The sequence below is a fragment of the Pseudochelatococcus sp. genome (assembly GCF_050946405.1).
Classification (GTDB): Bacteria; Pseudomonadota; Alphaproteobacteria; order Rhizobiales; family Beijerinckiaceae; genus Pseudochelatococcus.
The window spans coordinates 238966-253229 of record NZ_JBMNUS010000004.1; the positions used below are offsets into that span (position 1 = coordinate 238966).

A 14264-nucleotide genomic window follows, 5' to 3' on the forward strand; every position below is an offset into this window, starting at 1 on the left:
TCCGTATGGCCTTCCTTCGGCCGGATCAAGCCCCGATGAAACTCGGCTGGCGCTTTTCCACGAAGGCAGCCGCCGCTTCCCGATGATCGCCGGTCTCCGTCGACAGGACATGGTTGCGCGCTTCCTGATCGAAGCAGGCCTCAAGGCTGCCGCCCGCTTCGGCCAGAGCGAGATTCTGCTTGATCCGGCCGAGCGTCAGCGTCGGTCCGGCGGCGAGGCGCCGGCCCAGGGCGAAAGCTTCCTCCATCACCTGCCCGGAAGCAACCGCGCGGGTGACGAGACCGAGAGCGGCGGCCTCCTTGCCGGACACCACCGGCGAGAGCAGGAAAAGCTCGCGCGCCTTGGCCGAGCCGAGCATCTGCGACAGGAAATAGGTGCCGCCGAAGTCGCCGGACAGCGCGACCTTCGCGAAGGCGGTGGCGATCTTGGCGTCTTCGGCGCAGATGCGGAAATCGCAGGCGAGCGCCAGCGACAGCCCGGCGCCGGCCACCGATCCCTCGATGGCCGCGATGGTGGGCTTGGGCATCTGATGCAGATGGCGCGACGTTTCCATGCGCGCGCGCAGAGAGCGCATGCGCTCCTCCGTGGGGAGATCCATCCCCTTGCCGTCGTTCATGGCCTTCACATCACCGCCGACGCAGAAATGACCGCCCGCGCCGCGCAGCAGAACGGCGCGCACCGAAGGGTCTTCGGCGGCGGCGGCGGTTGCGTCGCACAGCGACCGGGCGAGATCGGCGTCCAGCGCGTTGCGGCGGTCCGGCCGGTTCATGGTCAGGATGAGCAGGCCGTCCTGCCGCTCACGCAAAAGCACATCTGTCATTTGATACCGTTCCTGTGGCGAAATGATCTCTTCGGATCGCGATCCGCGCTTTACCAGCTATCGACGAAAGGCCGCTTGCGCCCCGAAAGCGGCGGGCGCAGCCTGACCGACCGCAGGCCCGACGCGATCCAGTTGCGCGTCTCCACCGGGTCGATCACGGCATCGATCTCCAGTGTCGAAGCCACGGAAATCGCCTTGCCCTGCTCGCGATAGTCCGCCAGCAACCGGTCGTAGAGCGCCTGCTTCTCCCGCGGATCGTCAAGCTCGTCCAGCTCGCGCCGGAAACCGAGCCGCACCGCGCCCTCAAGGCCCATGGGGCCGAATTCCCCGGTCGGCCACGAAACGGTGAAGAAGTTGTCGTAGGTGCCGCCGGCGACCATGGCCTGCGCGCCGAGCCCGTAGAACTTGCGCAGCACGACGGCGAAGAGCGGCACCGTGATCGAGCGGCCGGTGACGAACATGCGGCAGACATGGCGCACGAGGCCGGTCTTCTCCGCCTCGGGACCCACCATGAAGCCGGGCGTGTCGCACAACGACAGGATGGGAATGTCGAAGGCGTCGCACAACTGGACGAAATGCGCCGCCTTGTCCGCCGCCGGCGCGTCGATCGCCCCGCCCAGATGCTTGGGATTGTTGGCGAGCACGCCGAAGGGCTTGCCCTCGACGCGGATGAAGGCGGTGATGATGCCGACGCCGAAATCGCGCCGCAGCTCCAGCACCGAGCCGACGTCGGCGATGGTCTCCAGCGCATCGCGCATCTCGTAGACCCGCAGCCGGTTCTCCGGCACCACATGGCGCAGCCTGCGCTGATCGGGAGCCTCCCAGTCATCGACCGGCCCCTGAAAGTAGGACAGGTACTTGCGCACCATGCGGCAGGCTTCGGCCTCGTCCTTGACGCGGATATCCACCACGCCGTTACCGGCCTGAACATCAATCGGGCCGATGGCTTCGGGCGGATAGACGCCGAGCCCCCCGCCCTCGATCATCGCCGGGCCGGCCATGCCGATGTTGCTGTTCTCATGCGCGATGATGACGTCGCAGCAGCCGAGCAGGGCGGCGTTGCCCGCGAAGCAGCGCCCGGAGACCACGCCGACCAGCGGCACCTGGCCGCTGAGACTGGCGAAACGGCTGAAAGTGCCGTTCGAGATGCCGGCATAGGTGTGGCGCTCGGTGTCGCCCGGCCGGCCGCCGCCGCCTTCGGCGAAAAGCACGACGGGCAGATTCCACTCGCCCGCGACGTGGAAGATCCGGTCCAGCTTGCGGTGGTGGCGCTGGCCCTGCGTGCCGGCAAGGACGCCGTAATCGCCGACGGCGAAGGCGCAGCGCGCCAGCTCCTGCCCGAACGCATCGCCGTTGACCGCGCCGATGCCGGTCAGCATGCCGTCGCCGGTGGTGTTGCGGATCAGGTCCTCCATGGAACGGCGCTGCCGCTGGGCGGCGATGGCGAACTCGCCGTATTCGATGAAGGTGCCCGGATCGCAGACTTGCGCCAGATTCTCGCGCGCCGATTGCTGGCCGCGCGCGTGGCGCTTGTCGACGAACCCGGCGCGGACGCCGTCGCGGGCGAACGCCCGGCGCTGCTCGATTTCCCGCAGGTCGTCGCGAATGCGGTCGAGATCGATCTCCTCCGGCCCGGTCACGGCGTCGCCCGCGCCTTCGCCGGGTTCGACGGCGAGAATGAGCTCGCCCGTCATCACCGTCTCGCCCTCGGCGGCAAACAGCCCCGCCACCCGGCCGCCGCACGGCGCGACGATCACGTGCTCCATCTTCATGGCTTCGAGAATGGCGAGCTGCTGGCCGGCGCTGACCGCTTCTCCCTCCGCCGTCAGGATGGTCAGCACGGTCGACTGCATCGGCGCGCGCACCGCCTCGAGCCCCTCCGCCAGTTCTTCCGCCGGGCGATGGGCGGCGGCCTGCGATGAACGGGCGCCGGGCTCCTCGACCGGGGCGAACGTCGAAGTGGATTCCGCCAGACGGGCGGCGCGTTGCTCGATGAAGCGGGTCGTGATGTCGTTGTCATGCACCTCGGGCTGCGAGAGCAGCGCGCGCAGCCAGGGAATATTGGTCTCCAGCCCCGTGATGCGGAACTCGCCGAGCGCCTGCCCCGCCTTGCGCAGGGCGGTTTCGTAGTCCGGGGAACGGGTATGCACGATCAGCTTCGCCAGCAGGCTGTCGTAGCTGGTCGATGTCCGGTAGCCGGAGCGGGCGAAGCCGTCGACGCGAATGCCGGGGCCGGTGGGCGGTTCGTAGATGTCGACGATGCCACCCGTCGGCACGGCGTCGCCCGCCGCATCCATCCGTTCCATGTTGACGCGCAACTGGATCGCCCGGCCGCGAGGTTTCAGCGCCGCCTGGTCCGCCAGCCCCAGATCGGACAGGCGGCGGCCCTCCGCGACCGCAAGCTGCAACGCGACAAGATCCTGCCCGTAAACCTCCTCGGTGACGGTATGCTCGACCTGGATGCGCGGGTTCGCCTCGATGAAGAACAGGTTCTCGCCCTCGCGGGCATCGACCGCCATCAGGAACTCGAACGTTCCCAGCGAGCGGTAGTTCACATTCCGCGCCAGCCTGAGCGCCCGCTCGGTCAGGCGCTCGCGCTCCTCCTCGCTCAGCGAGGGGCTCGGCGCCAGTTCGACCACTTTCTGGTGGCGGCGTTGCAGGGTGCATTCCCGCTCGCCGAAATGCACGCAAGCGCCGGTGCCGTCGCCCAGCACCTGCACCTCGATATGGCGGGCTCTCGGCAGGAAATGCTCGACATAGACGCCGGGATCGCCGAACGCCGCCTCCGCTTCGGAGCGGCAGCGCCGCCAGGCTTCCGCGACTTCCCCCGCCGTGTGAACCACGCGCATGCCGCGCCCGCCGCCCCCGGCGACCGCCTTGACGAGCATCGCCGTTCCCTCGGGCAGCGTGTCGAAGAAGGCGCGCGCCTCGTCCAGCCCGGTCGGGTCCGTGGTGCCGCCGATCACGGGCACGCCCAGCTCACGGGCCAGCGCCTTCGCGGCGATCTTGTCGCCCAGCAGCGCCAGCGCGTCCGGCCGCGGGCCGATGAAACGCAGGCCGCGCTCCTCCGCACGGCGGGCGAAGCCGGCATTTTCGGCAAGGAAGCCATAGCCGGGGTGAATGGCGTCGGCGCCGGTTTCGACCGCCGCATTCAGCACCGCGTCGATGTCGAGATAGGCGCGCACGCCCCGCCCCGGCAGCACCACCTTGCAATCGGCGCCACGGACATGCGGACTGTCGCTGTCGTCGGTGGCGCAGATCGCCGCAGTCCCGATGCCCAGTTCGGACGCAGTACGAAAAATGCGCAGCGCGATCTCGCCGCGGTTGGCCACAAGCAGCTTCTTGATGGGCGTCGTGCTCATGCCAGTCTCCGCCGCTCACACATCATCACAGATCTCCTCCATCCCGGAAACCGCCACCCGCTCGATTGACCTGAACACCGGAGAGAACCGCCTCGCCGCCCGCGCGATCACCGATCCGGGACCGCCGTCAGGCCGCAAGGAACAAGGACTCCGTTTCCGGGACGCACCCGGACGCGGTTCCTCATCCATGCCCTCCCCTGCCAGCTCTTTCCCCTGGCGGGCGCCGGCATAACGCTCTCGCGGCCGGCGCTTCTTATTTACTGACAAATGTCAGGTTAGTTTGATTGACACCCCCGGTCAAGCGGGAAACAGGCTGCGGGCGCGGGACGGCGGCGGCGATTTCGCAACCGCTCAACTTGTCGCGGATTGCCGCGTCTGTTACCGTGACGGGAAATCGTTCGAGGTGCGGGAGAGCCGGGTTGCCTGCTGACAAGGAAGACGTTTCCGTCAATGCGTCGCCGATCGAGATCCTCGTCAAGCCGGAAGTCAGTGGCGTCAAGAACGAGCAGTTGATCCAGACGCGCCGGGCGCAGATTTGCGATGCGGCGCTGGAGCTTTTTCTTGAGAAGGGCATCGCCTCGACGACGATTCGCGACATCTGCGCGCGGTCGGGCGTCAATCAGGCCAGCATCTACGACTATATCGAGAACAAGAACGACATCCTGCGCCGCCTGCTGAACCAGCTCTGGTTCCGCCCGGATGTGCCGACCCTGCCCGAACGGCTCGAAGCCTTCGGGGACGCCGATTTCGAGGATATCCTCACCAGCTATTTCCGCGATACCTGGCGCATCAAGCGCAAGGGCACGCTCCTGGCCTATCGCTCCATTCCGCACCTGCAAAGCGACGACAGGAAGGCCATGCGGGCGCACGATACGCGGCTGATCACCCTGCTCGCCCGCCATCTGCGCGAGAGAACCGGCCTGCCGGCCGACGACAAACGCCCCGAGATCGTCGCAAACCTCATCATCTTCCTCACCGCTTTCGGGCCGATGCGAGACTGGGTTCAGCGCGACATCGACGAGGAACTCATGGCCGGCACCATCGCAGCCGGCGTAACGGCCATGCTGGAGCACCTCAAGGCCCAGGGCGAGCCGCCCTCTACCTGACATCCCGTTCCAACAGCACGAACGGCGCCGGGGCGGCTGTCCGCTTTCCGGCCCTTCCGTGTCGTCGAAACACGGCTGTCCTTTTTCGCGCTTGAATCCTGACATATGTCAGTCTAAGCTTTCCCCCTATCTCGCATAACGAAGAATGGGAAGCGACGGCCGGAAAATACCGGCTTTCGGGGGAGGAATGCCAAATGTCGGAAGCGACGGAGAGTCGGGGCCATGCCGCGCCATTGAGCGGCATCGAGGTCGTCGAGATGGCCGGCGGGGTCGCTGGCGCATGGTGCGGCAGGCTGCTGGCCGACCTTGGGGCCGCGGTAACGCGCGTGGAGCCCGCGTCGGGCGATCCCTTGCGGCGGCGGCGCGAGCTGCCCGAAGCGCCGGAGACGGAAGGGCTGATCCATGCCTGGCTGAACGGCGGCAAGACGATCGCCGCCTCTCCCGAACACGACGGGCGCAGCGCCGATCTGCTGATTCTCGGCGAGGATTTCGACGGCCCGCCTCCCGCCATCGCCTTGCGCCACGGCACGGTGCGGCTCTCGTGGTTCGGCACGGCCGGCCCCTATGCGAACTGGCGCGGCGCGGACATCGCCATTCAGGCGCTGAGCGGCGCGATCTATCCCGCCGGCCCCATGGAAGGGCCGCCGCGCCAGTTGGGCGATCTGCAATCGGCGCTGGTCGGCGGGGCAACGGCGGTTTCGGCGGCGCTGACCTTGCTGCTCGCGGACCGGAAGCCCATGGCGTTCGAGGTCAGCATTCTTGAAGCCGCCATGGTTCTCGGCGAGTTGCAGGCGGCCGACGTGCGCTTTCTCAACCGCCCCACGCCGCGGCTCGGCATCAACCGCTTCTCGCCCACCTGTCCGCTCAGCATCCACAGGTGCAAGGAAGGCTGGCTCGGGCTGACGCTGCTCACGCCGGCGCAATGGCATGGCTTCTGCGCGCTGATCGACCGGCCCGATCTGGCGCGGGACCCGGACCTTGCCACCATCCATCTGCGCGCGCTCCGCGCCGGGGAGCTGGAAGCGGAGATCGACGCCGCCCTGCTCGCGCGCACGTCCGGCGAATGGGCGCGGCTCGGCCGCGACATGCGCATTCCCATCGTGGATGTTCCCGACGCCGCCGCCATACTGGAGCATCCCGTCTTCCGTGCCCGCGGCTCGCTGGCGCCGGTGCGGGCCGCCTGCGGCACGCTTCTCGCCCCCGCTTCACCGATCCGCGCCTGTGCTCCCGGCGATGGCGTTCCCGGCGACGGCATGTCCTCGCGCGCGACGCCGGAAACCGCCGGGGAAGCGCCGCTCGACGGCATCCGCATCGCGGATTTCTCGATGGGATGGGCCGGGCCGCTGGCGACGCGCATGCTGTCCGATCTGGGCGCGGAGGTGATCAAGATCGAGGCGGGGCGCTATCCCGACTGGTGGCGCGCCACGCAATGGACGCCGGAGGCCATTGCCGGCAAGCAATATGAAACCAGCCGCCGTTTCGCCGCGCTCAATCGCGGCAAGAAAAGCGTCAGCTTCGATCTGACCACGCCGCAGGGGCTTGCGCTGGCGCGCAAGCTCGCCGCGCTCAGCGACGCCGTGATCGAGAACCATGCTTCCGGGGTCATCGACCGTCTGGGGCTCGGCTGGCAGGACCTGAGCCGCGAGCGCGACGATCTCGTGATGGTCTCCATGTCGGCCTTCGGCGCGGGCAACGTGTGGTCAGATACGCGCGCCTACGGCTCCACGCTGGAACAGGCGGCCGGCATGCCCCGTTTTCGCGGCGAGGAAGGCGAGCCGCCGGTGATGGGGCATATCGCCTACGGCGACCCCGTCGGCGGGCTTTACGGCGCCGCGGCGCTGCTGGCCGGGCTGTATCATCGCCGCCGCACGGGGCACGGCCAGTGGATGAACCTCAGTCAGGTGGAATGCCTCCTGCCCTTCACGGCCAACGCCGTGCTGGCGCGCGGCGCGACGGGGAAGGAGCCGCCCCGGATCGGCAATCGCCACACCCATATGGTGCCGCATGGTATCTACCGGGCGGCGGGCGAGGATTGCTGGATCGCCGTCGCCGCCGAAACGGACAGCGCCTTCGCGGCGCTGGCGGAACTTCTCGGGCGTCGGGAATGGCTCGGGGAAGAATACGGCACGGTCGAGGCCCGGCGACGCCACGAACCGGAGATCGACGCCGCCCTCGCGGAATGGGTAAGCAGCCGCGACGCCGCAAGCGCCGCCCGCGACCTGCAAGACGCCGGCATCGTCGCCGCTCCCGTGCTCTCGCCGGAAGACGCGATGACCGACCCGCACCTTGAGGCGCGCGGCTTCTTTCACGACACGGAGCGGCCCCATATCGGGCACCAGCGGCAATGCGCGCTCGCCATGCTGGTGGACGGGCGGCGGATGCCCTTGCGGGGAGTGGCCCCGCTGCTGGGCGCCGATACCAGCGCGGTGATGACCGGCCTGCTGGGCGAAAGCGACGAATCCTTCTACGATGCCGTTTCGAGCGGCGTCGTGAGTCTGGAACCCACAAGCCTGCGCGGCGCCGGCTGAAGCCGGTCCGCACACCTTCGACGAGGCGGAATAGGGCATGAACACAGTCGCGCCGACGCGCCAGATCCCACTCGCCGGCGCGCATAACCTGCGTGACCTCGGCGGCTATCCGACCGGCCGCGGCGGCGCGACAGCCTGGCGAAGGCTGCTCCGCTCCGACGGCCTGCATGCGCTGACCGAGCAGGACGTCGACCGGTTGCGCGGGATCGGCCTGCGCACCGTCATCGATCTGCGCAGCCAGCAGGAAGCGGCGTATCAGCCCGGCAGGCTGGTCGACGAACCCGGATTCACCTGTTTGCGGATTCCGCTGTTCTCGGCGCTCGCCCCCATCAACATGGCGATGGCCGCGCAGGATTTCGATCTGGGACAACGCTATCTGGACGCGATCGCGCAGTGCGGCGCGGCGATCGCCGGCGTGCTGACGGCGATCGCGGAGGCCGACGACGCCCCGCTGCTGTTCCACTGCACGGCGGGCAAGGACCGCACGGGGCTGATAGCCGCTTTCCTGCTGGGCATGGTCGGCGTCGGGGACGACGCCATCGTGGCCGACTATACGCTGACCTCGACGCTCGCGGAGCCGCTTCTGCGCCGCCTGCGCGAGACGGCCGCGGCGCGGGGCCGACGGCCCGAGCATGTCGCGGCGCTGCTCTCGACGCCGCCAGACGCCATGCAACGGGTGCTGGACCGGATACGCGACGAGCACGGCGGCATCGACGGATACATCGCCCGGATCGGGGTCGGCCCCGCCCTGCGCGAACGGCTGCGCCGGCGGCTGAGCGGCCCGGCGGAATGAGGCGCCGCCGGGCCTGCCGGCATCAGCGAGACACCGCAACTACCCTGGCGACGGCCTTGTCGCCGGCGCAATCGCCCAGCAGACCCGTCAGGCGGCTGGAAACGATATCGCTCGCCTCTCCCATGATGCGCCCGACCAGCTCCGCCACCGTCGGCACGTCGTCGATCAGCCCCTGCACCATGCCGACAGACCAGATGCCGTAGTCCGTGTCGCCGGTTTCGTAGACCTTGCGCCCGCGCTGGCCCGAGACCAGATCGCGGATCTGGTCGAAGTCCGCGCCGGCCGCCTCCCGCTCCAGCACCTCGGCGCTGACGCGGTTGCGCGAAACGCGCGAGGTATTGCGCAGGCTGCGGAAGATCAGATCGGTTTCGCGCTCGTCGCTCGCCACGATCCGCGCCTTGACCGCCTCATGAACCGGCGCCTCGGCGGTGCACAGGAAGCGGGTGCCCATGTTGATCCCATCCGCCCCCAGCGCCAGCGCCGCCACGAGCCCGCGGCCATCGGCGAATCCGCCCGAGGCGACCATCGGAATCCGCAGCGCCCGCGCCGCCGCCGGCACCAGCACGAGACCGGGAATATCGTCCTCGCCCGGATGCCCGGCGCATTCGAAGCCGTCGATCGAGATCGCGTCGACGCCCATGCGCTCCGCCGAGAGGGCATGGCGGACGGAGGTGCATTTGTGGATCACCTTCACGCCGGCGGCCTTCAGGGCCGGCAGATGCTCGGCCGGGCGATTGCCGGCGGTCTCGACGATCTTCACCCCCTCGGAGATGATCGCATCGCGATATTCCGCATAGGGCGGCGGGTTGATGGCCGGCAGCATGGTGAGGTTGACGCCGAAGGGCTTGTCGGTCATCGCGCGGCAGCGGCGGATTTCGCCGGCCAGCGCCTCGGGCGTGGGCTGCGTCAGCGCCGAGAGGAAGCCGAGCGCGCCCGCATTGGCGACCGCCGCCACCAGCTCCGCCTTGCTGACCCATTGCATGCCCCCCTGCACCACCGGATGATCGATACCGAAGAGCTGCGTGAAGCGATTGGAAAAGAGTGTCATGAACTGGCCTCGTCATAACCGGAATAGGATGCCTTCAGGCTCGCCTGGTTGAGCAGCATCGAGGCGAGCGGCTCCGTGCCGCCCACGTCATAGACGGTCGAACGCACCCACATGCTTTCCGTGCGCCGGCTGCCCGACAGCGCCACGACCTCGCGCTCGATGTCGTAGACCTGCCCGACATGCAGCGGCCCGCGCAACAGGCGTATTTCCTGATCGGCGAACAGCCCCACCACCGGGCCACGCACCGGGAAGGGATCGCGCTTGTTGATATGGCAGAACAGCACGCTGAGCATCTCGAACGGGATCACCGGCTTCGTCCAGCGCCCCGCGCCCTCCCGGTAAAGCGGCGACGGCTCGGTGATCCGCTCCAGCTTCTGCGCGAGGGTGAACGGATAAAGCTCACCCATGTGCTGGTCGAAATCCATGCCGATGCGACGGCGCGGCGTCCGCATCCCGATGCCGACATCGGCGAGAATCCGCGCGCCTTCGAGCGGCGCCAATCCGGCGAGCCGCTCGTCCAGCGCCGACGGGGGATGGTCCGGCCCCACCGATATCGTTCCGCGCAACACTTCCAGCCCGTCCTCGCGCTCCATGCGGATCGCGGCGCGTTGCAGGTGCGTTTCCGGGAGCGAGACGATGGCGCGCACCTTGTCGCCCTCGAAAACCGGATTGCGGAAATGCGACGAAATGCATCCGCTCTCGAACCAGTCTTCACCGAAAAGCCGCGCCGCCAGCGGGTCGAACTGGCTGAAATGGGTCGGGCCTTCTATGGTCCCGCCGCGAAAGCCCAGTTTCTGCGCGGTGGCGTCATCGTGAATGGAGGCGTGGCCGTCATAGCTTTGCGAACCGAGCATCTGACGGGGCGCGCGGAACGGGCCTTTCAGCTCGTTGCCCGCCTCCTCTATCGGCGTATCGAAAAATGCGGTCATGGTGGAAATCTCCCTGTGTACGTCGGCCCGGCGGCATTGTTCAATCCGCTGCGTCGAGCAGCGGCGCCAGCTCCGTCTTCTTCACCTTGCCGGTCGGGGTCATGGGCAGCGCGTCGATCAGATGCACCTCGGGCACCTTGAACGCCGCGACGTGATCGCGCAGCCAGCGGTCGATGTCCCCGGCACTGACCTCGCCCACATGTTCGGGCTTGAGCTGGACGAAGGCCACCGGCACCTGCCCCTTGTCCTCGGCCTCCCGGCCGATCACGCCCGATCCCGCCACTGCCGGATGCTTGCCGATCAGCGCCTCAAGTTCGGCCGGAAACACGCTCATGCCCTTGACCTTGAGCATCTCCTTGCGCCGGCCGAGATAGTGCAGGAAGCCCAGACCGTCGATCACGCCGATATCGCCGGTGTACAGCCACCCGTCCCGCAGCGCGGCCGCCGTCTCTTCGGGCTTGTTCCAGTAACCCTTGAACAGGGCCGGCGTGCGCACGACGATTTCACCTTCGGCATCCAGCGGCAGGATCGCGCCGGTGTCGAAATCGCAGATCTTGAAATCCGTTCCCGGAATCGGCATCCCGACAAAAACCGGCTGCACCTTCAGGTCGAAATCGTCATCCTGCATGCCGGTCGTGAACGTGTTCGAGGTATGGGTTTCGGTCATCCCCCACGAGGATTCCGTCAGCGTGACGCCGGTCAGCGCGAACCAGCGCTCGCGATAGCCGACGTTCAGCTTCTTGACGAAGGACGTCACCCGCACCCTGCGCAGCGACGAAAGATCGAACCTGTCGAAACCCGGATGCTCCATCAGTTCGACCGCGCCATCCACCATCAGCGCCATATGGGTGACGCGATAGCGGGCGATCGCCTCCAGTAGCGCTTGGGGATCCCAGCGGGTCATCAGCACCAGCGGCCGCCCGGTGATCACCGGGAAGATGAGCGCGGCATTCTCGCCTGCGATCCAGAACTCCGGGAAGTACGACAGCCAGACGATGCTCTCGTCGCCCTGCATGGCGACCGACCAGTTCGCGGCGCCCGTGAACACCATGTCGCGCTGCGTGTGGATGCAGCCCTTGGGCATTCCCGTCGTGCCGCCCGTATAGTTCAGCGCTGCGATCGAATCGAGGTCCGCGCCCGTGCAACGTTCCGCCGACGCCGATCGGATGGCGGCGAGGAAGTCCTCCGCGTCCGGGCATTCCTGCGGCGCTGCGGCCACGGCGGACGGCACCGGAAGCGTGGGATGCTCCGGCAGCATCTGCGACAGGCCGGTCGCGAACACCGCCTTCAGGGGAACCTCGTCCCGCACGCCCCTGACGACCGGCATCAGGCTGTCGAGCGTAACGAGAACCGTCGCGCCGGCGTCCCTGAGCTGGTACGACAATTCATATTCCCGCGACAGCGGGCTGATGGGCACGTGGATCGCACCGAGCTTCAGGATGCCGAAGAACGCGAAATGGAACTGCGGGCAGTTGGGCAGGAACACCGCCACGCGGTCGCCCTTTGCGATGCCCAGCCCCTTGAGCACATTGGCGAAACGCTCGCTGTTGCCGTCCAGCTCGCGATAGCTGATCTCGCGGCCGTAATAGATGATGGCCGCCGCATCGCCGCGCGCCTCGCCCCAGTGGCGCAGGTAGTCGCTCAGCGGGCGCTCGCCCAGCGGATAACGCACTTCGCTCGGCACCGATCCCGGCCACGTTCTCGCGCGGATGCGGGCCAGTTCATCGAGATAAGCACTCTCGTCGATCATCGGATCATCTCCGAATGCGCCGGGGATTCCGGCGATGTTTCAGGTAGGGATATCAGGCGCCGCCCGCTCACGGCGGAAAGCGGCGCTACTCGCGCGCAGTCGGATCGAGCGCCTCGCGCAGCGATTCTCCCAGGCTGTTGAAGGCCAGCGCGGTCGCCAGAATGGCCAGACCCGGCGCATACATCTGGGCCGGCTCCATCTCGATGTAGAGATAGGCGCGGGCGAGCATCGATCCCCAGCTCGAATCCGGCGGCTGCATCCCCAGCCCGAGGAAGCTCAGGCTGGCCTCCGCCAGCAGGGCCACCGCCATCAGCAGCGTCATCTGCACCAGAACCGGCTGAATGGCGTTGGGCAGCACATGGCGCAGGAGAATGCGGCTGGTGGTCGCCCCGAAGCAGCGCGCGGCGTCGACATAAAGCTCCTGCCGCAGCACAAGCGTGCGCGCGCGGACCAGACGGGCAAGCTGCGGCGCGAAGACGATGCCGACCGAGATCATCGCGTTCGTCAGGCCGATCCCCAGCACCCCCGTCACCGCGATGGCGAGAACGATCGAGGGAAAGGAGAGGAACGTGTCGATGATCCGGCTGATGACGGCATCGAGCCGCCCGCCGACATAGCCCGCGATGAGCCCGACCGGAATCCCGAGGATCGCGGCCACGCCGACCGCGAGGAAGGAAGCGTATATCGACGCGGATGCGCCGTAGACGAGGCGGCTGAAAATGTCGCGCCCCAGGTCGTCCGTTCCCAGCAGATAGGTGCTGCTGGCGGGCTCGAGGATCGCCATGTAGTTTTGCGCGGTCGGATCGTAAGGAGCGATCCAGGGCGCGAGCAGCGAGCAACCGACGATGACGACCAGCACGAGCGCGCTCAGCGGCGTGCGCAGGTCGCGGAACAGCCAGCGCGTCACCACCCGGGCGGCGCCCGGCCTGCTTCCGGTCATGTTGAGGTTGGTCATTTCTGGCTGATCCTCGGGTCAAGGACGCTGTAGAGCATGTCCGTGATGAGATTCACCAGGATCACGGTGATCACCATCACCAGAACGATTCCCTGAACCACCGGGAAATCCCTCTGAAGCGCGGCGTTGACGATTGAATTTCCCATGCCGGGGATGGCGAACACCACCTCGACGACCACGGTCGCCGCCAGCGTGCGGTTCACGAGCAGGCTGATGACCGTGAGCAGGTTGACGCTGACATTGCGCAATCCGTGCTTCCACAGGATGACTGACGGCGGCAGGCCCTTGGCATGCAGGGTGCGGACATATTGCGAGGAGAGGATCTCCGTCAGCGAACTGCGCAACTGGCGCGCCACCTCGGCAATGCCCGTCGAGGCGAGAGCGACCGCCGGCAGCGTCGAATGCAGGATCGCCTGGCCCAGATCGTCGAAGGGCGAGACGAAACCCGTCGCCGGAAACCACGGCCGGCTGATGGCGAAGGCGGCGACGAAGATCATGGCGATCCAGAAGTTCGGCAGGGCGATGCCGATCGACGACATCGTCATCACGAAACCGTCGATCCGCGAGCGCGGACGGCTGGCCGCGAGGATACCCAGCGGCACGCCGACCGCGACCGAGAGCGCGATCGCATAAAAGACGATGAAGAGCGTGTTGGGAAACACGCGCATGACCGTATCCAGCACGGCCTCGCCGGAAAGCAGCGAGAGTGAGAGGTCGCCCTGAATCGCTTTCCCCAACCATGAGAAGTATTGCACCAGAAAAGGCCGGTCCAATCCGTAAAGCGTCCTGATCTCGGCGATGCGTTCGGCCGTGGCGTTCTCTCCCGCCAGGGTGATGGCGACATCCCCCGGCAGAAGCTGCATCAGCGTGAACACCATGAACGTCGCGAGGATGAGAACGGGGATGGCTTGCAGCGACCGGCTGACGACCATCCGGCGCTGTGTCTTGTTCAGCATGACGACCTCGATCGTTC

10 protein-coding genes are annotated in these 14264 nt (G+C 67.4%); 3 read left to right on the forward strand and 7 right to left on the reverse strand.

Annotation, left to right across the window (positions count from 1 at the left end):
* Window positions 1-25 precede the first annotated feature (25 nt).
* Both ACOYJQ_RS08910 and ACOYJQ_RS08915 read right to left on the reverse strand, forming a co-directional pair.
* Complete coding sequence (locus ACOYJQ_RS08910) at window positions 26-820, reverse strand: enoyl-CoA hydratase (protein ID WP_433457758.1); 795 nt, start codon at window positions 818-820, stop codon at window positions 26-28.
* Between the two features lie 50 nt (window positions 821-870).
* A complete protein-coding gene (locus ACOYJQ_RS08915) occupies window positions 871-4182 on the reverse strand; it encodes a carboxyl transferase domain-containing protein (protein WP_433457760.1) in 3312 nt (1103 codons plus the stop codon).
* 419 nt (window positions 4183-4601) lie between these two features.
* On the opposite strand from ACOYJQ_RS08915, the gene ACOYJQ_RS08920 reads away from it, so the two are divergent.
* The 3 genes from ACOYJQ_RS08920 to ACOYJQ_RS08930 all read left to right on the forward strand — a co-directional run bounded on the left by ACOYJQ_RS08920 (window position 4602) and on the right by ACOYJQ_RS08930 (window position 8609).
* Window positions 4602-5288: a TetR/AcrR family transcriptional regulator gene (locus tag ACOYJQ_RS08920; RefSeq protein WP_433457762.1), complete on the forward strand. Its 687-nt coding sequence runs from the start codon at window positions 4602-4604 to the stop codon at window positions 5286-5288.
* A 194-nt stretch (window positions 5289-5482) separates the two neighbouring features.
* Window positions 5483-7816, forward strand: coding sequence for a CoA transferase (locus ACOYJQ_RS08925; protein ID WP_433457764.1), 2334 nt, complete (start codon window positions 5483-5485; stop codon window positions 7814-7816).
* A gap of 37 nt (window positions 7817-7853) precedes the next feature.
* Window positions 7854-8609 carry a tyrosine-protein phosphatase gene (locus ACOYJQ_RS08930; protein ID WP_433457766.1) on the forward strand — a complete coding sequence of 252 codons (756 nt, stop codon included), beginning with the start codon at window positions 7854-7856 and terminating at the stop codon, window positions 8607-8609.
* Window positions 8610-8631: 22 nt separating this feature from the next.
* On the opposite strand, the gene ACOYJQ_RS08935 is transcribed toward ACOYJQ_RS08930, so the two are convergent.
* From ACOYJQ_RS08935 to ACOYJQ_RS08955, 5 genes are all read right to left on the reverse strand, one after another.
* The gene (locus ACOYJQ_RS08935) at window positions 8632-9657 is read right to left on the reverse strand and encodes an NAD(P)H-dependent flavin oxidoreductase (protein ID WP_433457767.1); all 1026 of its coding nucleotides are present in this window, start codon (window positions 9655-9657) and stop codon (window positions 8632-8634) included.
* Window positions 9654-10586: a hypothetical protein gene (locus ACOYJQ_RS08940; RefSeq protein WP_433457768.1), complete on the reverse strand. Its 933-nt coding sequence runs from the start codon at window positions 10584-10586 to the stop codon at window positions 9654-9656. The genes ACOYJQ_RS08935 and ACOYJQ_RS08940 overlap by 4 nt, the downstream gene beginning before the upstream one ends.
* A gap of 40 nt (window positions 10587-10626) precedes the next feature.
* Window positions 10627-12336: an AMP-binding protein gene (locus ACOYJQ_RS08945; protein ID WP_433457770.1), complete on the reverse strand. Its 1710-nt coding sequence runs from the start codon at window positions 12334-12336 to the stop codon at window positions 10627-10629.
* An 85-nt stretch (window positions 12337-12421) separates the two neighbouring features.
* On the reverse strand, window positions 12422-13291 hold the full coding sequence (locus tag ACOYJQ_RS08950) for an ABC transporter permease (protein ID WP_433457772.1): 870 nt from the start codon (window positions 13289-13291) through the stop codon (window positions 12422-12424).
* Window positions 13288-14247 carry an ABC transporter permease gene (locus ACOYJQ_RS08955; RefSeq protein WP_433457774.1) on the reverse strand — a complete coding sequence of 320 codons (960 nt, stop codon included), beginning with the start codon at window positions 14245-14247 and terminating at the stop codon, window positions 13288-13290. The genes ACOYJQ_RS08950 and ACOYJQ_RS08955 overlap by 4 nt, the downstream gene beginning before the upstream one ends.
* Window positions 14248-14264 lie beyond the last annotated feature (17 nt).

Excerpts from the sequence above, each read along its gene's own strand:
- ACOYJQ_RS08930 (WP_433457766.1), top strand. The coding sequence starts at position 7,854 with ATGAACACAGTCGCGCCGACGCGCCAGATCCCACTCGCCGGCGCGCAT.
- ACOYJQ_RS08950 (WP_433457772.1), bottom strand. The coding sequence starts at position 13,291 with ATGACCAACCTCAACATGACCGGAAGCAGGCCGGGCGCCGCCCGGGTG.
- ACOYJQ_RS08945 (WP_433457770.1), bottom strand. The coding sequence starts at position 12,336 with ATGATCGACGAGAGTGCTTATCTCGATGAACTGGCCCGCATCCGCGCG.
- ACOYJQ_RS08940 (WP_433457768.1), bottom strand. The coding sequence starts at position 10,586 with ATGACCGCATTTTTCGATACGCCGATAGAGGAGGCGGGCAACGAGCTG.
- ACOYJQ_RS08925 (WP_433457764.1), top strand. The coding sequence starts at position 5,483 with ATGTCGGAAGCGACGGAGAGTCGGGGCCATGCCGCGCCATTGAGCGGC.
- ACOYJQ_RS08935 (WP_433457767.1), bottom strand. The coding sequence starts at position 9,657 with ATGACACTCTTTTCCAATCGCTTCACGCAGCTCTTCGGTATCGATCAT.
- ACOYJQ_RS08955 (WP_433457774.1), bottom strand. The coding sequence starts at position 14,247 with ATGCTGAACAAGACACAGCGCCGGATGGTCGTCAGCCGGTCGCTGCAA.
- ACOYJQ_RS08915 (WP_433457760.1), bottom strand. The coding sequence starts at position 4,182 with ATGAGCACGACGCCCATCAAGAAGCTGCTTGTGGCCAACCGCGGCGAG.
- ACOYJQ_RS08910 (WP_433457758.1), bottom strand. The coding sequence starts at position 820 with ATGACAGATGTGCTTTTGCGTGAGCGGCAGGACGGCCTGCTCATCCTG.